Annotated in this window: 24 protein-coding genes; 11 read left to right on the top strand and 13 right to left on the bottom strand. The window is 60.5% G+C overall.

Going from position 1 to position 22,487, the window contains the following annotated elements; translation table 11 throughout:
• Nucleotides 1–58: 58 nt before the first annotated feature.
• The 3 genes from B9G99_RS07400 to B9G99_RS07390 are packed head-to-tail and all read left to right on the top strand — an operon-like array spanning nucleotide 59 to nucleotide 2,225.
• A complete protein-coding gene (locus tag B9G99_RS07400; RefSeq protein WP_086621474.1) occupies nucleotides 59–916 on the top strand; it encodes a universal stress protein in 858 nt (285 codons plus the stop codon).
• A 49-nt stretch (nucleotides 917–965) separates the two neighbouring features.
• Nucleotides 966–1,403, top strand: coding sequence for a D-aminoacyl-tRNA deacylase (gene dtd / locus B9G99_RS07395; RefSeq protein ID WP_086621473.1), 438 nt, complete (start codon nucleotides 966–968; stop codon nucleotides 1,401–1,403).
• Nucleotides 1,404–1,448: 45 nt separating this feature from the next.
• Nucleotides 1,449–2,225 carry an SDR family oxidoreductase gene (locus B9G99_RS07390; protein ID WP_086621472.1) on the top strand — a complete coding sequence of 259 codons (777 nt, stop codon included), beginning with the start codon at nucleotides 1,449–1,451 and terminating at the stop codon, nucleotides 2,223–2,225.
• A 97-nt stretch (nucleotides 2,226–2,322) separates the two neighbouring features.
• Here B9G99_RS07390 and B9G99_RS07385 read toward each other — a convergent pair whose 3' ends face one another.
• On the bottom strand, nucleotides 2,323–2,553 hold the full coding sequence (locus B9G99_RS07385) for a ChaB family protein (protein ID WP_086621471.1): 231 nt from the start codon (nucleotides 2,551–2,553) through the stop codon (nucleotides 2,323–2,325).
• A 79-nt stretch (nucleotides 2,554–2,632) separates the two neighbouring features.
• Nucleotides 2,633–4,549, bottom strand: a complete 1,917-nt coding sequence (locus B9G99_RS07380) for an ABC-F family ATP-binding cassette domain-containing protein (protein WP_086623360.1) — start codon at nucleotides 4,547–4,549, stop codon at nucleotides 2,633–2,635.
• A gap of 50 nt (nucleotides 4,550–4,599) precedes the next feature.
• Here B9G99_RS07380 and B9G99_RS07375 point away from each other — a divergent pair, with 50 nt between their 5' ends.
• Together B9G99_RS07375 and B9G99_RS07370 are read left to right on the top strand one after the other, a co-directional pair.
• Complete coding sequence (locus tag B9G99_RS07375; protein WP_158521455.1) at nucleotides 4,600–5,106, top strand: TIGR02444 family protein; 507 nt, start codon at nucleotides 4,600–4,602, stop codon at nucleotides 5,104–5,106.
• 103 nt (nucleotides 5,107–5,209) lie between these two features.
• Entirely contained in the window at nucleotides 5,210–6,073 is an 864-nt protein-coding gene (locus B9G99_RS07370) for an FKBP-type peptidyl-prolyl cis-trans isomerase (RefSeq protein ID WP_086621469.1), read from the top strand.
• Between the two features lie 71 nt (nucleotides 6,074–6,144).
• Here the strand turns inward: B9G99_RS07370 and B9G99_RS16730 are convergent, their stop codons facing one another.
• From B9G99_RS16730 to B9G99_RS07345, 6 genes are all read right to left on the bottom strand, one after another.
• Nucleotides 6,145–6,354 (bottom strand): hypothetical protein, encoded by a 210-nt coding sequence (locus tag B9G99_RS16730; protein WP_148663926.1) that lies wholly within the window; start codon nucleotides 6,352–6,354, stop codon nucleotides 6,145–6,147.
• Between the two features lie 95 nt (nucleotides 6,355–6,449).
• Nucleotides 6,450–6,950 (bottom strand): hypothetical protein, encoded by a 501-nt coding sequence (locus B9G99_RS07365; protein ID WP_086621468.1) that lies wholly within the window; start codon nucleotides 6,948–6,950, stop codon nucleotides 6,450–6,452.
• A 275-nt stretch (nucleotides 6,951–7,225) separates the two neighbouring features.
• A complete protein-coding gene (gene trmB / locus B9G99_RS07360) occupies nucleotides 7,226–7,954 on the bottom strand; it encodes a tRNA (guanosine(46)-N7)-methyltransferase TrmB (protein ID WP_086621467.1) in 729 nt (242 codons plus the stop codon).
• A 43-nt stretch (nucleotides 7,955–7,997) separates the two neighbouring features.
• Entirely contained in the window at nucleotides 7,998–8,801 is an 804-nt protein-coding gene (locus B9G99_RS07355) for a thiazole synthase (protein WP_086621466.1), read from the bottom strand.
• A gap of 60 nt (nucleotides 8,802–8,861) precedes the next feature.
• Nucleotides 8,862–9,062: a sulfur carrier protein ThiS gene (gene thiS, locus B9G99_RS07350; protein WP_086621465.1), complete on the bottom strand. Its 201-nt coding sequence runs from the start codon at nucleotides 9,060–9,062 to the stop codon at nucleotides 8,862–8,864.
• Nucleotides 9,063–9,119: 57 nt separating this feature from the next.
• A complete protein-coding gene (locus tag B9G99_RS07345; RefSeq protein ID WP_086621464.1) occupies nucleotides 9,120–10,601 on the bottom strand; it encodes an alanine/glycine:cation symporter family protein in 1,482 nt (493 codons plus the stop codon).
• A gap of 164 nt (nucleotides 10,602–10,765) precedes the next feature.
• Here B9G99_RS07345 and B9G99_RS07340 point away from each other — a divergent pair, with 164 nt between their 5' ends.
• The 6 genes from B9G99_RS07340 (at nucleotide 10,766) to B9G99_RS07315 (ending at nucleotide 16,302) form a co-directional block, all read left to right on the top strand.
• Entirely contained in the window at nucleotides 10,766–11,152 is a 387-nt protein-coding gene (locus B9G99_RS07340) for a DUF423 domain-containing protein (protein WP_086621463.1), read from the top strand.
• Between the two features lie 44 nt (nucleotides 11,153–11,196).
• Nucleotides 11,197–12,198: an alpha/beta hydrolase gene (locus B9G99_RS07335; protein WP_086621462.1), complete on the top strand. Its 1,002-nt coding sequence runs from the start codon at nucleotides 11,197–11,199 to the stop codon at nucleotides 12,196–12,198.
• The gene (locus tag B9G99_RS07330) at nucleotides 12,195–12,716 is read left to right on the top strand and encodes a hypothetical protein (RefSeq protein ID WP_148663925.1); all 522 of its coding nucleotides are present in this window, start codon (nucleotides 12,195–12,197) and stop codon (nucleotides 12,714–12,716) included. Before B9G99_RS07335 ends, B9G99_RS07330 begins: the two co-directional genes overlap by 4 nt.
• Before the next feature lie 39 nt (nucleotides 12,717–12,755).
• On the top strand, nucleotides 12,756–13,844 hold the full coding sequence (locus tag B9G99_RS07325) for an aminotransferase class I/II-fold pyridoxal phosphate-dependent enzyme (protein ID WP_086621460.1): 1,089 nt from the start codon (nucleotides 12,756–12,758) through the stop codon (nucleotides 13,842–13,844).
• A gap of 239 nt (nucleotides 13,845–14,083) precedes the next feature.
• Complete coding sequence (locus tag B9G99_RS07320; RefSeq protein ID WP_086621459.1) at nucleotides 14,084–15,118, top strand: protein kinase family protein; 1,035 nt, start codon at nucleotides 14,084–14,086, stop codon at nucleotides 15,116–15,118.
• Nucleotides 15,119–15,198: 80 nt separating this feature from the next.
• Nucleotides 15,199–16,302 (top strand): sulfite oxidase, encoded by a 1,104-nt coding sequence (locus tag B9G99_RS07315; RefSeq protein ID WP_086621458.1) that lies wholly within the window; start codon nucleotides 15,199–15,201, stop codon nucleotides 16,300–16,302.
• 11 nt (nucleotides 16,303–16,313) lie between these two features.
• Here the strand turns inward: B9G99_RS07315 and B9G99_RS07310 are convergent, their stop codons facing one another.
• The 5 genes from B9G99_RS07310 to treA all read right to left on the bottom strand — a co-directional run bounded on the left by B9G99_RS07310 (nucleotide 16,314) and on the right by treA (nucleotide 22,232).
• Nucleotides 16,314–17,756, bottom strand: a complete 1,443-nt coding sequence (locus tag B9G99_RS07310) for an amidase (protein WP_086621457.1) — start codon at nucleotides 17,754–17,756, stop codon at nucleotides 16,314–16,316.
• A 46-nt stretch (nucleotides 17,757–17,802) separates the two neighbouring features.
• The gene (locus B9G99_RS07305; RefSeq protein WP_086621456.1) at nucleotides 17,803–18,837 is read right to left on the bottom strand and encodes a sodium:calcium antiporter; all 1,035 of its coding nucleotides are present in this window, start codon (nucleotides 18,835–18,837) and stop codon (nucleotides 17,803–17,805) included.
• A gap of 111 nt (nucleotides 18,838–18,948) precedes the next feature.
• On the bottom strand, nucleotides 18,949–19,848 hold the full coding sequence (locus B9G99_RS07300) for a carbon-nitrogen hydrolase family protein (protein ID WP_086621455.1): 900 nt from the start codon (nucleotides 19,846–19,848) through the stop codon (nucleotides 18,949–18,951).
• Nucleotides 19,849–19,908: 60 nt separating this feature from the next.
• Nucleotides 19,909–20,496 (bottom strand): GNAT family N-acetyltransferase, encoded by a 588-nt coding sequence (locus B9G99_RS07295; protein WP_086621454.1) that lies wholly within the window; start codon nucleotides 20,494–20,496, stop codon nucleotides 19,909–19,911.
• A gap of 131 nt (nucleotides 20,497–20,627) precedes the next feature.
• On the bottom strand, nucleotides 20,628–22,232 hold the full coding sequence (gene treA / locus B9G99_RS07290; RefSeq protein WP_158521454.1) for an alpha,alpha-trehalase TreA: 1,605 nt from the start codon (nucleotides 22,230–22,232) through the stop codon (nucleotides 20,628–20,630).
• Nucleotides 22,233–22,487: the final 255 nt, after the last annotated feature.

The raw sequence follows: 22,487 nt of genomic DNA, 5'->3' as shown, positions 1-22,487 counted from the left end.
GCCTCTGCCATCACCGACATCTGCAAGCGCCCTCTCATCAACGGGCAAGGATTCAGCCATGAATACGACGCTGCTACTGGCCACTGATCTCTCTCATGAATGTGAGGCAGCCCTTGTAAGAGCGCTGCATCTGTCACAGCGCAGCCAGTCGCGCCTGGACATCCTGCATGTTGTGGATCCCTATCTGCCCGAGCACACACTTCCGGCGCTGGTGCATGCCATCGAAGAAGAGATTGATCGCACGCTCAACAGGCTGTGTGAGCACCACGAACTCAAACGCCCGGCATCCACCGAGATCCATATCGTCAGCGGTGTGCCCTACGCCGAGATCATCCGCGAAGCCTATGAGCGCAGCGCCTCGATGATTGTCATGGGCACTCACCGCAAACAGGGACAACCGGATCTGATCGGCGGCACCACCCTGTCGCGCGTCATGCGAAGGGCGCCCTGCCCGGTGGTCAGCATTCCGCACGATGGCGAGCCGGACTGGCAGGACATTCTGGTGCCGGTGGACTTTTCGCTGGCCTCTCGCCACACCCTCAAGGAAGTGCTGATGCGCTTTCCCAACGTACGTCTGACGCTTTTGCATGCCTGGGACATGCCGGTGGCCATGGAGCTCTGTGAGGGCACCAACTATCAGCACTGGCGTGACCTTGAGCGTCAGCGTCTGCGCCAGCAGCTCGAGCTTGAAACCGAACGCCTGATGGCTGACCTGCATGCCAAACCCGATCTGGAACTGGTACTGCAGCAGGGCGATCCCTCCCAGGTGCTGCTGGATCGCCTGCGCCAGCAGCCGCCCGATCTATTGGCACTGGGCAGTCACATCCGCGTCGGCATCGGGCGCTCTACCGACAGTCTGCTGGAGCGACTGCTGACTGAAACCCGTGGCGATCTGATGCTCTGTCGCACCTGGTAGATCAGGGTCAAAAGCGACCCGTAAGGATGACACGGACAATGGAGACAACATGCGGGCTCTGATTCAGCGGGTCAGTCAGGCAAGCGTTCATGTCGATGGCGAGCGCATTGGTCATATCGATCAGGGACTTCTGGCCCTGATTGGCGTCGAGCGCGACGACACGCCCGAGCGAGCCGAAAAGCTTTTGCAGAAAATGCTCAACTACCGCGTTTTCAGCGATGAGCAGGGCCGCATGAATCTGGGGCTCTCTACCACCCGGGGCGGGTTGTTGCTGGTGTCGCAGTTCACTCTGGTGGCCGACACGCGCAAGGGGCTGCGGCCGGGCTTTTCCCAGGGCGCCACCCCGGAAGACGGCGAGCGACTGTTCAATCATCTCATCGAATGCGCGCAAAAGGCTCATGACATCGTCGAGACCGGACGCTTTGGCGCTGACATGCAGGTTTCGCTGATCAATGACGGCCCCGTCACGTTCATGCTGGAAAGCTGAACGCCGGAAAGCTGATCATCCCTTTATACCGGACAGGCAAGCTCCATGAGTACATCCTCTTCTTGTGATACGCGCGTGGCGCTGATTACCGGCGGGGCGCAGGGTATCGGACGCGGCATTACCGACTATCTCATTGCCCGCGACTGGCGTGTCATGATCCTCGACATTGATGACGAGGCCATCGAGGAGATGCGCACGCGCCACGACGTTGAGAGGCTGCTGGCCATCACCGCCAGCGTCAGCGATGAAACCGCGGTCAATGAGGCCTTCGAGCGCCTCACGCAATGGCAGGGCCGGCTGGATCTGCTGGTCAACAACGGTGGCCCGGCCGATCCGTACTGCGGCCCACTGGAGTCACTGTCGCTCGAGCGCTGGCATCACTGGCTGGACAATCATCTTACCGGCGCCTTTCTCTGCTCCCGCGCGGCCATCCCGCTGCTGCGCCGGGCGAAAGGCTCGATCATTCACATGGCCTCGACCCGGGCTCTGCAGTCCGAGCCCGAAAGCGAAGGCTATGCGGCCAGCAAGGGCGGACTTCTGGCCCTGACCCACGCCATGGCGACAAGCCTGGGCCCGGACATTCGCGTCAATGCCATCTGTCCCGGCTGGATTGAAACCGGCGAGCACCAGAAGGCGGCCAATCGCGAGACTCCAGTTCATAGCGACACCGACCGCCAGCAGCACCCGGTCGGCCGCGTGGGGCATCCTGATGATATCGCCGCGCTGGTCGCCTTTCTGGCAGGCCCGGAAGCCGGATTCATTACCGGCCAGCACTTCCCCGTCGATGGCGGCATGACGCGAAAGATGATCTACGCCGAGTAGGCGCTCCCCCCGGTCACCGAATACGAGAAGGGCCGCCACATAGTGTGGCGGCCCTTTTCTGGAACCGACAGAGCGTCATCTTTCATAACGCCCGGGCTCAATGCCTGGGATGCCACTTGCCGTCATCGCCCTTTTTGTATTTCGACTCGACCGCCTTCCAGGCCACGGCGTGGGCCGTTTCCTCGCGGGATGAATCACCACGTCGATCAGACGGGCTGGCATATTCATCCCAGGCGCTGTTGAAGGCTTCCTTGTAGATGGTACGGGCATGTGGCGGCAGTACCTTGCGCGCACTGTCCGGAATGTCATCACGATGTTCGTAGGGCATTTCTCCTCCCTGAGGTCAGCCGATAACGATAAACACCCTATCCAGTGTAGAACGGTGACCGCCGCTGCCAATGATGGTCTCAGGAGGCCGCAAGCTGCACCTGCATCTCCTCGAGCGCCTCTTCGGCCTCCATCCAGGCCTGCTCATCGCTTTCAAGACGGGCCTTCCATTCACCCTGTTCGCGCAAAAGCTCGGTGAGCTTCGCCTTCTGATCGGCCTCGTAGATCTCAGGATCTGAAAGCTGCGTCTCGATTTCTTCAAGCGCCTTCTGAGCCTTCTCCATCGATTTTTCCGCAGCGTCGCGCTTTTTCTTCAGAGGCTTTAACTGCTCACGAAGCTCGGCTGCCGCACGGCGCGTGGCCTTTCGATCCTCCTTCGGTGCTCCCCCCTCACGAGCCTCTTCTGAAGGCGTCCGGGCGGTCTCGACCAGCCGGTTTTTCAGCCACAGTCGATAATCTTCCAGGGTGCCGTCAAAGGCGGCGACCCGACCGTCGGCCACGCACCAGAACTCATCGACACTGGCGCGCAGCAGGTGGCGATCGTGCGACACGATCAGCACCGCACCATCAAAGGCGGCCAGCGCCTCCGTCAGTGCATCGCGCATGTCCAGATCCAGGTGGTTGGTCGGCTCATCGAGCAGCAACAGGTTGGGCTTTTGCCAGGCAATCAGTGCCAGCGCCAGACGGGCCTTTTCCCCGCCCGAGAAGCGCGTGATGACTTCGAAGGCGTCATCACCGCGAAAACCGAAGCCGCCCAGAAAATCACGAATGACCTGCTCGGAGGCCTGCGGTGACAGCCGTTGAACGTGCGTGAAGGCGCTGGCGTTCAGATCCAGCGCGTCAAGCTGGTGCTGGGCGAAATAGCCGACCGCGAGGTGCTCACCCTCGGTGCGCTCACCCCTGATCAGTGCCAGCTCCCCGGTCAGTGCCTTGATCAGCGTTGACTTGCCCGCGCCATTGGGCCCCAGAAGACCGATTCGGCTACCCGGTGCCAGCGACAGGCGCACGTTATCCACGATCGGCGCCTCGCCATAGCCGATGGCGGCATGATCAATCGACAAAAGTGGGTGGGAAACCTTGTCGGAACAGGGCAGACGAAAACGAAACGGCGATTCGGCGCGCAAGGGCGCGATATCCTCCATGCGCTCGAGCATCTTGAGCCGGCTCTGGGCCTGCTTGGCCTTGGTCGCCTTGGCACGAAAGCGGCGCACGAAATCCTCGATCTCGGCGCGGCGGGCCTGCTGCTTCTCGCGCTCGGCCTCACGCTGAGCCAATCGCTCGGCGCGGGTACGCTCAAAGGTCGTGAAGTTGCCGCGATAGAGCTGCACGTGGCGCTGGTCAAAGTGCACGATGTGATCGCACACCGCATCGAGAAAGTCGCGATCGTGCGAAATCAACAGCAGCGTGCCGGGATAGCGCACCAGCCACTGCTCGAGCCACAAAAGCGCATCGAGATCCAGGTGGTTGGTCGGCTCATCGAGCAGCATCAGGTCAGAGGGCTTGAACAGCGTCTGGGCCAGATTGGCGCGCATGCGCCAGCCGCCCGAGAAATCCGACAGCGGACGCTCAAGATCGCGCTGTGCAAAGCCGAGACCGACCAGCAGCTGCTCGGCTCTGGCCTTTGCTGTGTAGCCATCAAGCGACTCGATCGCACCGTGCAGTTCGGCCTCGCGGTGGTGCTCGCCGGCCTCGCGGGCCGCCTCCAGTGCGGCCTGCGTGTCACGCAGGGCGTGATCGCCATCAAGCACGAAGTCGGTCAGACTGCGCGACAGCGTCACGATTTCCTGACTCATGTGGGCAATACGCACTCCGCCGTTGAGCGCCACCTCGCCCCGCTCGGGCGCAAGCTGGCCCAGAATCAGCTGGAAAAGGCTCGACTTCCCGGTGCCGTTGGCACCCACAATGCCGGCGTGATGGCCCATCGAGAGCATGAAGTCTGCGGACTCGATCAGCGGTACTCCGCCCCGTTGGAGCTCGAGCTGGCGAAATGCGATCATGCAGTATCCTGTCCGGCCGGTTGCCGATAAGTGGTCGAATGAACAAGTCAATGGATCTCCATTCTAACCGAAATCCTTCCCCGCTTTGGCCCTGGGCACTGACGCTTTATGCACGTCCCGGCGTGAGCGAGGCCCTGCTCATCCTGCAGGATGAAGCAGGCCTTGACGTCTGCGAGCTGCTCTGGGGGCTATGGCTTTTGTCACACGACCGGGCGCCGAAGACAGACCTTGCCTCAAGACTTGCGCCGGTACGTCAGTGGCAGCAGCACTATACACAGCCACTGCGCCAGCTAAGACGCGACCTCAAGGCACAGGCTGCAGACCGCCCCGAACTCGAACAGATGCGCACCCACATCAAAAAGGCCGAACTTCAGAGCGAGCGCGAGACACTCAACCGGCTCGAAGCGCTGGCGCTTTCGGCTTCGACGCCATGCCTGCCGGATAAGGCCTTTGAAACGCTTTCAAGGCACCTGATCGGTGAGCTCGATACCCGCCACCAGACGCTGATTTCCCAACTGCGCCTTGAAAGTGAGAATATGGCGCCCCCATCGTGCTGATAGTCTGTCAAAAGACAGCCGACATTCTTTCAGGAATTGGCGTGATTTTTTTTATCGGGTGTTGTCCAACATCCCTTGATGACCATGTGTACAAGGAGATTTCATGAATAAACTGTTGAGCGCGGTCACTCTGAGCACGCTGATCGTACTGACAGGCTGTTCCGATGCTGACGACGGCAAGGATAAAAACGCTGACGCTCAGGCCACGCAGGAGCAGGCCCAGCAAAACGGCAGCGATGACAGCAGCCAGCAAAAGGATGATTTCAAGTCCGACGAGGCGCGTCTGGCCTATGCCGTGGGTGTGACCCTGGCCCGCAACCTTCATGAAGACATGAAGGATCTGGATGTTGATAACTTCACCAATGGCATCAAGGACGTCTACGGCGGCAACGATATCCGCCTGAGCGATCAGCAGATCGGTGATGCCCTGCAGCAGTATCAGCAGAAGATGGTGGCCGAACAGCAACAGCAGATGCAGCAGGAAGCCGAGCAGAACGCCCAGGCCGGTAAAAAATTCCTGGAAGAGAACGCCAGCAAGGATGGGGTCCAGACCACCGACTCCGGCCTGCAGTATCGCGTCATGGAAAAGGGTGACGACAGCGCCGCCCAGCCCGGCGACGAAGACCAGGTTCGCGTCAACTATGAAGGCCGCACCATCGATGGCAACGTCTTTGACAGCTCCTATGAGCGTGGCGAGCCGGTAACCTTCCAGGTCAACCAGGTCATTCCCGGCTGGCAGGAAGCACTGAAGATGATGCACCCGGGCGACAAGTGGGAAATCTACGTGCCTTCCGATCTGGCCTATGGCGAAGCCGGCACCGGCCCGATCGAACCGAACCAGACCCTGATCTTCACGGTAGAACTGCTGGGCATGGGTGATGATGCCACCAGCGCCGACAGCGAAGACACCGGTGCCGATAACAGCGCCAGTCAGGAAGATAAAGCCGACGCTCAGCAGGCCAACTAGGCCAACAGCACGTCAGACGTTCTCAACCACCGGGTCCTGCGATCCGGTGTTTTTTTCGGGATCAAAGCGTGTCAGACGGTGTGAATAAAAACCGCCGGCACACCTTGTGGATAAGGCTGTGAGGTAGTGTTTGGCGGGCGCTTCAGCGCCTGTGCATAAATGTCGCATGTCACCATGGCGCTCATGGCACTTTCTGCAAAGAAAAATATCGCAAAGAACATAACGTCTTGTTTAAAAAGACGATTTAAAAACATATGACGCAACCAGGGGAAATTTTCCACTTCGATATGCTTTGCTTTCTGTCAAGCAAAAATTCCCAACGCAGTGTGGATAATTAATAGGAAAATTCATGTTTTAGATGCCATGACATTGTGCATCACCGACACGGCAACGACAGATCGTACCAGCTGCCCAGCAGTCCGCGGGCAGTGGTGACCACAAGACTCCCTCGCGCCAGATGGGTGTCGCTCTGGCATAAAGGCATCTCAAACGTGCCCTGGTAGCGACCGGGCGAGACGGCTTCAAGCTTCATGGCTGCCTGACGCCAGCGGCTGCCGGTTTCTTCAATCTGCATGCTCACCTGCTCCGCCGCCAGACCGCTGAGCCGCATCTCCACACTCAACTGCCCCGTTTGATAGTGCCACTGGGTTTGCATCTCACCAAAGCGACCCAGTGCGGTAAAGCAGCGCTCCTCCAGCGGTCGACAACCGAGTTCAGGAGCAAACCAGGTCACCTGCGACCGATTGCCGGCCCCAACGTAGTAATAGCCCAGATAGGCAATGGCAACAGTCACCGTAATCAGCGTGACCACCACCAGCGTATTGAGCCAGCGAAGCGAGGCGTGCTGTGACGATGAATGAGGGATCGGCATGGGCATGGAGTGTCGGTGGTGGAGGATGTATCAAGCAGACATGAAGCCGACTGAAAATAACAGCAGATCTTCATTTAAAAAATATTCTCATTTGGCTTGACCAGCCAAATGAGAATGGTTATCTTTGAGATGTGGTGATCGCCAGTCACCATATGAACAACCCGATATGTCAGGGTATCGAGTGGTTCATCTCCTCATCAAGCTAGTCACGGTCCTTTAAGCCGCCCCACCGGGGCGGCTTTTTTATATCGGTCAATCGGTGCCTCTGGCCTTGTGTGGCGTCAATCGACTCGGTCGGCACGCTGATAGATCAGATCCCAGACGCCATGACCCAGGCGCTCGCCACGGGTTTCAAACTTGGTCAGCGGGCGAAAGTCCGGACGCGGAACATAATCGCCGTCGCGTGCCAGCGTTACGAACCCGGGCGCCTCATTCATGGTCTCGACCATGTATTCGGCGTAGGGCTGCCAGTCAGTGGCCATGTGAAAGCGCCCCTTCGGCTCGAGTACGCGACGCACACGCTCGATAAAGGCCGGCTGCACGATCCGGCGCTTGTGATGACGCTTTTTAGGCCAGGGGTCGGGGAAGAAAAGCTGCAGCGTATTCACCGATTCGGCCGGCAGGCAGTCATCAAGCACCTTGAGCGCATCCTCACGATAGACGCGAACATTGGTCAGACCCGCCTTGTCGACATCATCAAGCAGCTTGCCCACGCCTGGCGGATGCACCTCGATGCCGATAAAGTCAGTCTCCGGGTTGGCCATGGCCTGCTCAAGCAACGAGCCCCCCATGCCAAAGCCGATCTCGACCACACAGGGTGCCCGACGACCAAACAGGGCTTCCAGATCCAGCCGACCCTGAGCCAGTGTCAGCCCCAGGCGCGGAAAGACCTCTTCCAGACCGCGCCGCTGGGCCAGGGTCATGCGACCACTGCGGACCACATAACTCTTGATGCCGCGATGCGGCGTGTCTTCACCGGGTTCAGCGCCCGGCGCGGTATCTTCTGTCATCAAAAATATCGTCAAAAACAGTGGAACGAATCATGGCCCGGTATCAGCCGGTGATCAGGCCTTCCGTGGGCGATGAGGGGCTGGCGGCATAGGTCTTTCTTCCCATGCGTTCGGCCAGTCGGGCTTCGCGCCCGGCTTCAACGGCCTTTTTCATGGCGCTGGCCATCAAGATCGGTTGACGGGCGTGGGCGATGGCCGAGTTGACCAGTACCCCGTCACAGCCAAGCTCCATCGCCATGGCCGCATCCGAAGGTGTACCGATACCGGCATCGACCAGCACCGGGACGCGGGCGTTATCGATGATCAATGACAGGGCGTGCGGATTGAGCAGGCCATGACCGGAGCCGATCAATGACCCGAGCGGCATCACCGCGCAGCAGCCGATCGATTCAAGCTCGGCGGCCACGATCGGATCGTCACTGGTATACACCATGACATCAAAGCCGTCCTCGACCAGGGTGCGCGCCGCGCTCAGCGTCTCGATCACGTTCGGATAAAGCGTGTGATCGTTGCCCAGCACTTCCAGCTTGACGAGATTGTGACCGTCAAGCAATTCACGGGCGAGCTGGCAGGTACGTATGGCGTCACGTGCGTTATAGCAGCCGGCCGTATTGGGCAGGATGGTATAGCGCTCGGGAGAGATGACATCGAGCAGATTGGGCTCATCCGGATTCTGCCCGATGTTGGAACGGCGCACGGCGACCGTCACGATCTCGGCCCCGCTGGCCTCGACGGCCTCGCCCGTTTCTGCAAGATCGCGATATTTGCCGGTACCGACCAGCAAGCGCGAGGTAAAGGTTCGCCCGGCAATGTACAGGGGGGTATCCCACCGGGAATCAATGCTCATGATGTTCTCCTCGGACCCGTCTGGCGGGTTCTGATGCGATCGCCATTGGCTGCCGGGATATCAGCCACCGCCAATGGCATGAACAATCTCGACGCGATCGCCCTCATTGAGCGTCGTCGTCGCATGGCGGGTGCGCGGCACAATGGATTCGTTGACCTCCACGGCGATACGCCGACCGGTCAGCGAAAGCGTGGCGATCAGGTCAGCCACACTGCTGACCTGATCGACCCGACGCGTTTCTCCGTTGATGTATAGCTGCATGTCACATCCTGCGCTGTTCTCGGGATGTGCATTATAACGCTGGAATCCAAAGGGCTCCTACCGCGTTCCGGCCTCGCCGGAAGACGTCCATACACCGCTTGCGAGCTGCTCGGGTTTTTTGAGCACGGACGGATCAAAGACCGGCTCTCGCACACCGTCACGACGCTGGCGCTCATAGTCTTTCAACACCCGCAGGGCCACAGGGGCCAGCAGCAAAATGGCGATCAGGTTGGTGGTCGCCATCAGGCCCATCGCAAAATCGGCAAAGGCCCAGACGAAATCAAGCTCGGCAACGGCACCCAGCATGACCATGGCCAGCACGGCCAGACGCAGGACCTGAATGGCCCCCTTGCTGCGACGACCGAACAGATATCCCATGTTGATCTCGCCATAGGCGTAGTTGCCGATGATCGAGGTGAAGGCGAACAGCAAAATGGCCAGCGCAATGAACCAGGTACCGAAAGTGCCCAGATGGTCGTACATGGCGTCCTGAGTGAGCTGAATGCCCTGGATATCGACGCCCGGCGAGCTGGCAAGCAGGGTGTCATAGACCCCGGAAAGCAGAATCACAACGGCCGTACAGGTGCAGATGATCAGGGTATCGCAAACCACGCCAAAGGACTGAACCAGCCCCTGAGCGGCCGGATGCTTGACCGTTGCCGTGGCGGCAGCGTTGGGCGCCGAGCCCATGCCGGCCTCGTTGGAGAAAAGCCCGCGCTTGATGCCATTTTCCATGGCGGTCTTGATGGCATAACCTGCAGCACCACCGACGGCCGGCCCGAAACCAAAGGCACTCTTGACGATCAGCGCCAGCATTGCCGGCACTTCCCCGATGTTGACGATCAGGATGTAGAGCGCGACCAGCAGATAGGCCACGGCCATGACCGGTACAATCTTTTCAGCGGTGCGAGCCACCGACCTGATACCGCCATAAATGATCAGCGCCGTCACGGCTACCAGTACGATCCCGGTAATCCAGGTCGGTACGGCAAAGGCACTATCGATCGCACGGGCGATGGTGTTGGACTGGGCACCGTTGAAGGCCAGACCAAAGGCAATGATCAAAAAGACCGCAAACAGACAGCCCATCCAGCGCTGCCCCAGGCCGCGCTCCATGTAATAGGCCGGCCCGCCACGAAAGACACCGTCTTCATGCCTGACCTTGTAGACCTGAGCCAGCGTGGACTCGATAAAGGCCGTGGCCAGACCGACCAGAGCCGTCATCCACATCCAGAAGATGGCGCCCGGGCCGCCCACCCAGAGGGCGATGGCAACACCGGCGAGGTTACCGGTCCCTACCCTTGAGGCCAGCGAGGTTGCAAAGGCCTGAAAGGCACTGATGCCGTCACCCGAGCCGCGACCACCAAAGGTCACACGCGCCATGTGCCCCATCAGACGAAACTGCATGAACTTCGTCAGCAGCGTAAAGGCCACGCCGGCACCCAACAGCAGATAGACCAGAACATAGGTCCAGATAAAGCTGCTGATGGGGTCGGTAATGGCAAGAATGCCGTTTTCAATGGTACTGATAAATTCCATGGGTTATCCCCCGCCATGCCCTGCTGTCACGAAGGCATTACGCTTGTGGTGTATTGTTGGTAAAGGCCACCGGCCCGCCCACGGCACCTGGTGGCTCGGGCGCGTGCGTGCGACCATACACGGATTCACGCATAAATGCTCAATCCGATAGGAGTATATTGCCCATGCCCTCGCGCCCTTTGTGGCTTGTAGCCGCCCTGTCCGGACTTGGGGTGGTGATTCTTGGTGCCTGGGGCGCCCACGGCCTGGCCGACCAACTGGACGCCCGCGCGCTCAACGCATGGCACACCGGTGTGCGCTATCAGGCCTGGCATACACTGGCCTTCATGATGATTCTGATCTGGCGCGAGGTTGTCGCTCTTGTCGGCCAGCGTCTTGTACTGGGCCTTTGGGGGATCGGAGTGGTGCTCTTTAGCGGTTCACTCTACCTGCTGGCGCTGGGTGGCCCGGCCCTGCTGGGGCCCATCACTCCACTTGGGGGGCTTGCGATGATGGCCGGCTGGGTCATGCTGGCCGTGACTGCCTTGCGCCGAAGGCCTGAGCCGTCATAATCACTTAAGGCTGCGTGACCGACGTGGCGTGAGCATGAGCATTCATGACAATGTCCCTACCCGATTTTTCCGATCTGCTGGAGGCCGGCCCGCTGGCCCCCCTGCCCCTGCCGCCCACCGGGGTGATGGCGCAGTATTTTCGTCATTACGAGCTGGACGCGCTGATCGCGCAGGTCGGTGATATCGAGTCGGGCTTTTTGCAGGTCGGCGAGTTTCGCCTCTGGACCCAGGTGTGGACTCCGCGCAGTGCGCTTCGTGGCACGGTCGTGGTCGTACACGGTTATTTCGATCATCTGGGCCTTTATGGCCATCTATTGCGCCTGCTGCTGGATGGCGGATTTCGCGTCGTGCTCTGGGATCTGCCGGGGCATGGCCTATCCAGCGGTGAGCGTGCCGCCATCGATGACTTTGCCACCTACACCCGGTGCCTGCGGGCCCTGCTCGCCCAGCTGGGTGACAAGGGCCTTGTCCACACGCCACTGATCGGGATCGGCCAGAGCACTGGCGCCGCCATTTTGACCACCGATGCACTGGAGCGCGCGGACCATCATCCCTGGCAGGCGCTGGTATTGCTGGCGCCACTGGTGCGGCCCTGCAAGTGGCAGCGCTCGCGTCTGATGCATCGCCTGGCCACGCCCTTTATTCGCAGCATTCCGCGCCACTATCGACCCAATACCACCAACCTCGCCTTCACGGCGTTTTTGCATCAAAAGGATCCGCTGCAGACCAACACCCTGCCGCTGGTCTGGGTCGGCGCCATGCGCGACTGGATGAGCCATGTTCGAAGATTGCCGCCCTGTCATCTGCCGGTACTGATCCTGCAGGGCCGGCAGGACGCCACCGTGGACTGGCGATGGAATCTCGAGGTGCTGCGTCGGCTGCTGCCTGCTGCTCGAATCGTCTATCATCAGGAGGCCCGGCACCATCTGGTCAACGAATCGCCGGACATCCGCCGAACCCTTTTCAGGGATCTGCATCATTTTCTGATCACACAGACCGAAGGCTCATGCACCTCCACTGCCGACATGCCCGAGGCGCCCTCATGAGTCGATGGACATTCATGGTGCTGCTGGCCCTTTTAATGACGGGCTGCGCCGGGATGGACAACGATCTCTCACGCCACCGCACACCGCTGGAAAATCTGGGACAGACAGCGGCGGTTGATGTTCTCAAGGCGCCCCCCTGGCCGGACAGCACCAGCCATCGTGTGATTCTCGTCACCCCCGTCGAAGCCGATGCCGACTTCGGTGCTTGTGCCGATGCCCGCTTCGATGACGCCCTGATCCGCCGACTGCTCAGCGCCCGAGACGGGCCACAGGTGCTGTCCGTGGCGCAGGCCTCGGCACAGCCGGAGACACCCGATAATCAGTGGCGTCTCTCTTCAGACCTTCAGTCACCGCTGGGCGCCATCGTCCTGTCGGATCGCAAGCTCTATCCCTACAGGCTGACGTTGACGCTCAGGCGCGGTAACAGTAACGATATCTGGTGGCAAAAGGAGATTGACGGCGCCCTTGATTCGCTGGGTCTGCCGCTGTCACAGGCCGCAGCGACCCCGGCCCCCTGATGGCCCGGCAACCGATCACCATTGACGTGGAGTGTTTTCGTGCGTGCATCTCATCTTGATCGTGAAGGGCCACACAACCCCTTCCCGGGACGCCAGGCTCTGGAGCGGCGTCTGGGTCACTCGCTGCCCTTTCAGCTGGGCTCCAATGAAGGCCTGGACATGCCACACCAGGCGCTGAGCGAGGTACTGGGCATTCCGGTGGCACAGCTGGCCCGCGCCTATGGTGATGCCCAGGCATTCGAATTGCGACAGCAGCTGGCCGAGCAGCAGGGCACCTCTCATGATGCCCTGCTGGTGGATGCCGGTGCCGACAGCCTGATCGCCCTGACGCTACGCGCCCTGTGCGATATCGGTACGACCGTGGTCACCAGTGCCGGCACCTATCCTACCTTTCGCTATTTTGCCGAAGGCCACGGCTGCCGCCTGGTCGAAGTCGCCTATCGACAGTCACCGGGCCGGCTGGCTCCCGATGTCGATGCGCTGGTGCAGGCCGCCTGGTTGCATCACGCAAGACTGGTCTATCTGGCCGACCCGGACAATCCCAGCGGTCACTGCCTGGACCGTGCCGATATCGCCTATCTCATCGACAACCTGCCGCCGACGTGTCATCTCCTGCTGGATGAGGCCTATCACGAGTTTCGCCCGGATCACGGTGACAGTGCCCCCATCGACGGCGTCGTGCGCCTTCGCACCTTCTCCAAGGCGCACGGCCTTGCCGGGCTTCGCATCGGTTATGCCATCGCGCCCCCGGCGCTTCTCGAGGTGATGTCAAAGGTACGCATTCACTATGCCGTTTCCTCGGTCGCCCAAGCCGCTGCGGCTGTGGTGCTGTCCCATATCGATGAGGTGAAACACCACGTTCAGGCCGTGATCAAAAGGCGTGAGCAACTGGCAACGCAGTTACAGGCATGGGGAGCGGACGTTCTGCCCTCGGCCACCAACTTCGTGGCCATCCGCATGCCGAGCGTCGACGCTGCCGAGGCCGCTCAGCGGGCCCTTCTGGCCGATGGCGTGATTATCCATCGCCCACCCCATCCGGCACTGGCCGACATTCTGCGCATTTCAGCCGTCGAGGATGCACTGAAGCCAGAACGCCTGTCTGCGCTACAAAACGCTCTGGAGCGCTGATGCTTTTGCATACCTGTCATTTCCTGCGCCCCCAGGCAGGAAAACAACGGCTCACGGCAAGCTCTGATATCAACGTGACAATAGCCACCAGATCGGCGCCACGCCCCCTATCAGCAAATTATTAAAATTATATTAAAGAGGACTGGACATAAGCGAACAGTGTTTTTACTCTGAACGTAGAAACCAATCCTCATATAACGTCATGGCCCCCTTTTCAGGACGCCATATCGGTACTCTTCATGAACACCCCTGCTCGCGGGCGCCGTTTTGGTCGTCCCAACGTTCTGCAGCGTCATTTTCACGGACCCGTTCGCTTCCCCGGCTCGAACTGGCAGTGGTGGGTCGCCGACGAAGAACGCGCCTTGTCGGCAGCATGTCGTATGGACGCCTTCCTGAAGGATGCTCAAAAAAATCAGGGAATTCATACACTGCGTACCTTCAAGGGCCGCAGTATCTATCGTCTTCATGATTCGACCGGTGACTTTTTTGCCAAACGGATTCCACTACTGACTCTGAGAAAGCGAATCGGCGCGTTGACCGGTCATCAAAATGCACTGCTAGGCTTCGACCACGGCAGCGCGGAGGTCAATAACACCCTGTTTTTAAATGAAAAAACCAGACACGGCCTGCCAGTATACTGTCTTGGTGAATACCAGCAGCATGGTTTGCCGCTTCAGCAGCTCTTGATCCAGCCCTGGCTTGAGGACAGCGTCGGACTAAAAACCCTATGGCAGACTGCTACGCCCGAACATCGTCGACGCCTGCTACCACATATCGAAAAGGTTCTGACAGCCCTGCACGATGCCCGCTTGTTACACATGGATCTACACGGCGGCAATATCATGATCGATGAGAATGATGTCACACCAGGGCTGCATGTCATCGATTGCGACAAAATGGCGATCGATGTTGCTCAACCGCAACTGGCAACGGCACTTCACGTTGGCAAGCTGTTGCGTGAGCTTGAAGGACGACATCCGAAGGACTTTTCCCGCCTGCTGGCACTGGCGTATAGCATGCAGTCACGCATCACCGGTGCCGACCAGCTGGACGAAGAGGTGAAGACGCTACTGGCCATTTCCTTGCGCTATCGAATGAGTAAAACGATCTCACGGCGGCGCCTGGTCATGGCCTCAGACGGAAGCGTGGAGCGCAAGGGACTTGAGGCCCGAGCGCGACGCACCTACAAAAATGCCGATATGCCGCCCATCGACTGGTCACAACTGCCCAGCTCCGAACAGGAACCTGACGGTATTCTGTCTGCTTCCTACTGATAGCGTACGCAGGCAGGACCTGTCGTTAAAAACCGCTACGCTCTAGAGAGTCGTCCTTCACGATCTCTGGAGCGTTTTGCATGAGCCATCATCCCGGCATTTTTAAACCCCTGCCTGCCGAGCACTTCCGATATCCCGACGAGGGAGGCGCTACCAACGCCGAAACCCGTCTATCCCGGCTGCCGGGCTATCTCACACCCAACCGTCAGTTCTTCGTGCGCAGCCATTTCGATATCCCCGAACTCAAGGCCACCGACTGGCATCTGAGGTTGACTGGAGACGCTCTCACACGCGAACACTCTCTGAGCCTGAAAGACCTTGAGCAACTACCGCGCGTCAGCGTTATCCGCGCCATCGAATGCGCCGGCAATGCGCGCGCCTTTTTTGCGCGTGATTTTGGCTCCCCCGCTGAAGGCGCCCAGTGGGGACCAGGCGCGGTGGGCGTGGCGGAATGGAGCGGCGTGCGCCTGAGCGATGTGCTGGCGCTGGCAGGTGTCGAAGAAGGCGCCTTTCACGTCTTACCTGAAGGCCTGGACAGCGGGCGCTTCGCCCGCCCGCTGCCGATCGACAAGGCGCTCGCCGATGACACCATCATTGCACTTGCCATGAACGGCGAGCCCCTGCCGATCGATCACGGCTTCCCGGCGCGACTGGTGGTCTCCGGCTGGCTGGGCGCGGCCAGCGTCAAATGGCTGGGACGCCTTGAAGTCTCGAGACAGGCACTGAATACGTACTGGAACACGCAGGATTACACTCTGGCCGGGCCCGACTATCCGGCCGTGGGAGAAGCTGACGGCGTCCCCATTACGACCATGCCGGTCATGAGCCTGGTCGATCTTGAAGATGGCGCCCGGCTTTTTGCCGGCGACACGATCCTGCGCGGGCGAGCACTGTCGGGCGAGGGGCAGGTTATCGAGGTCGAATGCTGTCTGGATGATGGCACCTGGCAGAGCGCCACCCTGCACACGCCCAACATCGCCGGTGCCTGGGTCTGTTGGTCACTGACCTGCCGGCTCGATGCCGGTCGACACGTGCTGCAGGTGCGAGCACGAGACGATCAGGGCAATGAGCAGCCGGAAAGCGTCGTCTGGAATAATCACGGCTGTCTTTACAACGCCATCACCCGCATCGCCTTTCACATGGAAAACAGCGCCGACCGAGTGGATGACGCGCCACTTCAGTAATATGAATCCCCTTACGCCCGGCTCTCATTGAGACGCTCGGGAAAGCGGGGTGGAAAGGCGTTCATGTACGTTCGGCAGGCCCGCAGCACCCGGGCATCATCAAAACGGGCACCCACCATCTGAAGGCCGATCGGCAAACCGGCTGCCGTAAAGCCGCAGGGGACGGACGCTGCAGGCTGCTGGGTCAGGTTGAAGGGATAGGAGAACGGCGTCCATTCCATCCAGTCGCGCATGCCGCTGCCCGGCGGCACGTTGTGGCCGACCTCGAAGGCCGCGATCGGCACGCTGGGCGTCAGAATCAGATCATAGCTGTCCAGAAAGTGATCCATGTGGCGGTTGAGCCGGGTCCGAGTGGTCTGAGCGCGCAGCAGGTCCACGGCCGAAAAGGCGCGTCCCCATTCGGCGATTTCCAAAAGCCCGGGATCAAGCAGTTCCTTTTGGTGTGGCGTCATGTCGGCGACCTGGGTAGCCGATGCCGTGGCCCAGAGAATCCGATAGGTCTCCAGCGAACTCTCTACTTCCGGTTCAATGCGATCGACCTGTGCGCCGAGTGTTTCCAGTCGATGGGCCGCGTGTCCTACACAGTGGGAAATCTCATCATCACGGGCCGCCGTTCCGAGCGCCGGGCAAAAGGCGATCTTCAGGCCGTCCAGCCGCCCCGCCTCGTCGCACTGCTCCCCCCAGTCCCCGGGCTGGCCCGGCACCGAGAAGTAGTCATGACCGTGATAGCGTCCGATCACGTTGAGCATCGCGATGGCATCATCCACGGTGCGAGTGATCGGGCCGATATGTGACAGCGACGCCATGGTGCTCGGCGGCCACTGCGGCACCCATCCAAACGTCGATTTGAAGCCGAACACGCCGGTAAAGGCTGCCGGAATGCGAATCGAGCCGCCGCTGTCACCGCCCTGATGCAGCACACCCATGTTGAGCGCCGCAGCCACCGCCGCGCCGCCGGAGGAGCCACCTGGGGTCAGATCGGTATTCCAGGGGTTGCGGGTGATGCCGGTGACCCGGCTGTCGGTCGTGGCCTTCCAGCCAAACTCGGGCGTAGTGGTCTTGCCCAGCAGGATCGCGCCGGCCTGGCGCAGAAACTGAGCCGGAGGGCCGTCGTGATCACAGATACCTTCATTGGTGGTCAGCGAGCCATCACGCACCGGCATGCCGGCCACTTCGGAAAGGTCCTTCATCGAGGCGGGGATGCCATCCAGTGGGCCCAGCGGCTCTCCGCGCTGCCAGCGTGCTTCACTGTCGCGTGCGGCCGAAAGCGCTCCCTCATGGGCGACATGACAGAACGCGTTCACCTCACCATTGAAGCGCTCGATCCGCTCGAGCGCGGCCCGGGTCGCCTCAACCGGCGAGGCCCGCCCCGATTCATAGAGCGCGCGCAACGTCTTCGCATCGCACTCTGCCAGTGTCGTAAAAGTATCGCTGTTCGACGATGTTGCCGTCATGCTCGCTCCTCTTTTCCATTGACCGACAGGACGTGACTGCCCGGGATTACCTCAATAACGTCAGCAATGCGCCAAGACCGTAAAGGGCCAGCACTGCCACACTTTCAAAGCCGATGCCGCCCCAGTTCTGGCGTTCGCGACGAATCAGGCCCATCAGCAGCACGCCGGTCATCAAGATGGTAATGGCGATCCACAGCATTACCTGATCGGACATGACGTGATAGATCGACCCATCGCGATACGCCACATCCGATGCCGCAGCAAACAGCGTATCAAAGGCGTTGCCACCGATAATACCGCCCACCGCCAGCGTCAGGGCGCCACGACGTACCGCCGCAATCGAGGTCACAAGCTCCGGCAGGGAGGTGGCAACTGCCGTCAACAGCGCCCCGACCGCGGTGGCCGACAGCCCGGACTCCTGTGCGATGACAGACGCCACTCGCTCCAGCACCAGACCGGTGAGCCCCAGAAGCACAGCCAGTCCCAGAAACTGCCCCCACAGCATCATCAGGCTGCGCTTGTCCCGGCTCTCCTCGGGCGTATCCTCGAAGGTTTCCCGCGTTCGTTTGGGTTGCCACATGGGATCATTCTGGGCATCACGCACCTTCAAAAGCCCATAGCCGTAGCCGGCAAACATCAGTACGGTCACCGGATGAATGCCAAGGATGGTGAAAGGCGGGGTCCATGCACCGATCAGCAGCAGCGCCAGCAGACAGATCAGCAGTGTCGACTGCATCAGGTTGCCGATCGAGGGGGCGGCATGCTCAAGGTTGGCACGGCGATAGGTGATGTCGGCCAGCGCCAGAAAGGCCGTCTGCACCGCGATGCCGCCCAGCGCATTGCTCATCGCAAGCTCCGGCTGGCCGCGCGCGGCGGCAGCGACCGACACCATGATGCCGGACAGCGACGTGGCTGCGCCCAGCATGACCGAGCCGGCGATCGCCTCCCCCAGCCCGGTTCGATCGGCCAGCCTGTCGACAATGCCGGTCAACCAGGTGCCGACCGTGCCGATCACCAGCGCACAAAGCGCAAAAATGCCCAGCGCAGACATCAACGACAGTGATTCAAGAAAGGCAAACACGCGCAGCTCCCGGGGCCCATGACGATAACGTCAAAGCTTTAAAGGCTAGTGGGTGTCGCGCCCGGGTGCCAGAAACAGCCCTTCAGTATTGCTCGGATGAGCCTTTCAGCATTATTTGCTGCTTCCCTCTTCAATGATGTGCATCCGTGAGGCATCAAACTGCTCCGGCCAGTCGCGACGCAGCAGCACCTGACCTTCCTCTCGCAGTGCGGCGATGGCAGAGAGTTCAAGCTCCACATGCAGCCACGAGCTGCGATCAATGGTGATGTGCTCGCTTTGTGCGACCACACCGCTGGCCGGCATACCGATATCCGCCGGTACATAAAGCCCGGCACGTCCATAGTTGTAATCCAGTGCCTGAGACCAGGCCGCCTCGCCCACCGTGGGCGACACGGCAACAGCGATCTGATTTTCCAGCGCTCTTGCCCGTGCACCGGTACGCACCCGGTAATAGCCGGATTCGGTATCGGTACAGCTGGGTGAGACGATCAGATCCACCCCCTGCTCGGCCAGCAGTCGCGCCGCCATGGGGAACTCGTTGTCGTAGCAGATCAAAATGCCCAGCCGGCCCAGCGCGGTATCAAATACCTGCAGGCCACTACCGCCCTCGATGCCCCAGTGCTCACGCTCAAAGCGCGTCATGATCAGCTTGTCCTGAGTGCCGATCAGCCCGCTGGGACCAAACATCCAGGCGCGATTGCGATAGATGCCATCATCATCCAGCACCGGCGCACTGCCCGGCACCAGATGGATGCCAAAACGCCTCGCCAGCGCTTCACACTGCTCAAGCCAGGCCGGCAGCATGGGCTGCAGGGCCGCAATGGACGCGTGCAGGTCGCCGCGGATCTCGGGTGGCATCTGTCCGGTCATGACCAGGCTTGAATACTCGGGCATGACCAGCAGTTCGGCGCCTCGAACCGCGGCCTGTTCGATCAACGACTCCAGATGTGCCTGATAGTCGTGCGGATGTTCAAACAGCTCGATGGCGTACTGACACAAAGCCAGATGCATGGGCACTCCTTGAATAAAAAGAAAGTCCGGCGTCAACGCTTGAAAGCGTTGCGCGTCGTGTCAGTCGAGTGTCTTGAGCCAGAAACGCAGCGTCTTGTGATCCGGCGCCTCGGCGTCGATGTCCTGCCACTCATAGCGGGCGAAAATTTCAGGACGGAGTGTATAGCCGCGGTGCTGCCAGAAGCGATCCAGTCCCTGATAACCGCTCGGACGCAGCGGATGATCCAAAGGACGCTCTACCGCACAAAAGGCGGTGTAACTCACGCCGGCAAGCGTTCGAGCATGCGCCTCGCGCGCCTCGAAAAAGCGCACGCCCAGGCCCTGACCGCGATACTCGGGCAGAAGAATCGACTCGCCAAAATAGCAGACGCTGTCGACATCAAAGCCCTGCTCGATGAAGGGTCGCACGAACGCGTCATCCTCATCCTTTAGCGGCAACGCCGTACTCATGCCCACGGCTCGATCCCCCTCGAGTACCAGAACACAAAGGCTGTCATCGCTTTGGGCATACACTTCAAGATAGTCGCGCTCATAGTCGAGCGAACCATCATAGAGATAGGGAAACTCACGAAAGACTTGGATGCGCAGCGCTGCCAGTGCGTCGAGCCACGGCCGGATCTGCGCCCCCTGAAGATGAATCAGCTGCATCGAAACGCCTCCGCGTCCTGTCAACGGACCGCTCAGGATAGCGTACCCGGCGCGGCGATGCTGTGGCGAATCGACGCCTGCCTGTCCACAGGCGCCGGTTCGCAAGAGGGTGTGGATAATCCGGTGACGTCTCAGGGTGTCCGGGTGGCCTGCGGGTAACGCGCCATCAGATCCAGCAACACCCCGTTGGTCCAGCCAAAGCCGTCGACCACCTCATACTCGCCGCCCCCGCCGACGCCGGGGTTTTCAACGTTGTACTTTTCCACCAGCTTGCCGGTCTGATCAAAGACGCGCTGATTGGTATCGATCCAGCGCCCTGCGATGGTCGCGGCCAGCCGTGTCTGGCCGTAGCGGGCAAGCCCTTCCACCGCCAGCCACTGCAGCGGTGCCCAGCCGTTGGGTGCATCCCACTGCTCGCCGGTATGACGATTGGTGGTGACCATGCCACCGGGCCTCAAGAGCTCCCGCTCGACGGCCGCGGCAACAGCATCGGCGCGGCCCTGATCGGCCACACCGAAGGCAAGCGGATACACCATGGCCGCGGAAACCACCTCGCTCAGGCGATGTTCACGCCAGTCATAATCGGTATACAGGCCGCGATCAGCGTCCCAGAAGATTCGGTTGATCGCCTCGCGACGCGTTTCGGCACGCTGTTCAAACTGATCGGCGCGGGCGTGATCACCCTCGAGCTGCCAGGCGTGAGCGAGGGTTTTCTCCAGATGAAACAGCAGTGCGTTGAGATCCACCGGCAGGATGTCGCGCGTGGCGATGGTGGTCTGCTGACTGCCGTCCGCCATCCAGCGCGAACTGAAGTCCCAGCCGCTTTCGGCCGCGGCGCGCAGGGCGCCATAGACTTCCGCGGCCGGGCGGTTCGAGGCCTTGTTCGCCAGCGCAATTTCACCGGCATACGACTCCGGACGCGGCGTATTTTCACTGCCGTGATAGCGGTTGAGCAGCGTACCGTCTGCCAGCCTTACCACGTGCTCGCTGGCCTGTCCCGGCGCCAGCGTCTCGGCGCCGCGCATCCAGTACTCATATTCCTTCTCGAGCTCGGGCAGATAGCGTTGATAGACGTCATCACCGTCATGCTCGGCCAGAAGCCCGACCATCGAGGCGAAAAACGGCGGCTGGCTGCGCGTCAGGAAATAGGTACGGGTGCCGTTGGGAATAAAGCCGTACTGATCGATCAGCCAGGCGAAGTTATCCACCATGTCACGCACCAGGTCATACCGGTCGCTGTGGGCCAGTCCCAGCATGGTGAAAAAACTATCCCAGTAGAACATCTCGTTGAAGCGTCCGCCCGGCACCACGTAGCGATGCGGCAGTACCACCAGGCTGCTCCACTGGCCTTCATCGGTCGCGGCCGGGTCGCGAGTCAGATAGGGCCAGAGATTCTTGATGTGTTCATCAATCGGCGTATCGGCACTTTCTGACAGGCGCGCCTCGTTTTCGGGCGGCTCGTCGAAATTATCCTGCACAAAGGCGTTCAGTTCGGCTCGGGAGAGTGCTCCTCCAGCAGTGCGCTTTTGATAATCCTCAACGATCAGGCCCGGGGCACGACGAGGGATCAGATCCACCACCGTCTTTTCATCGTCGTACAGATCGGCCTTGGCGATGGCGACCATCACCGGCCCCCAGGCCCGATCTGGTGACTGTGCGGCGGTCTTTGGCTCACCACCCACACCGCCAGCTCCGGCACAGCCGGCCAGCGCCCACGCCAGCACCAACCCCGCCATAAGTCGGCCTGTCGACCTTCCTGATATCCGTCCCTGCATGATGATTCCCCATCCCTGTGGCTTTTATATCGGCCGATCGCGCCGGGCTTCATATTAGCGCAGCTTGATCAAGGTGCGACTCGCCATTGGGCGTAAACCCTGGCCGCATCATGGCCTTGTCACCCGACATCAAAAAAACGGATTGCTCGCGTAATTGTTATGTTATAACGTTTTATTTATCGACTGATCCATGGTCGTGTCGTCATCCCATTGCGG

The organism is Kushneria konosiri, from assembly GCF_002155145.1.
Classification (GTDB): domain Bacteria; phylum Pseudomonadota; class Gammaproteobacteria; order Pseudomonadales; family Halomonadaceae; genus Kushneria; species Kushneria konosiri.
Note: the sequence above shows the minus strand (reverse complement) of the source record. Positions and strands in the feature narration are given on the sequence as shown.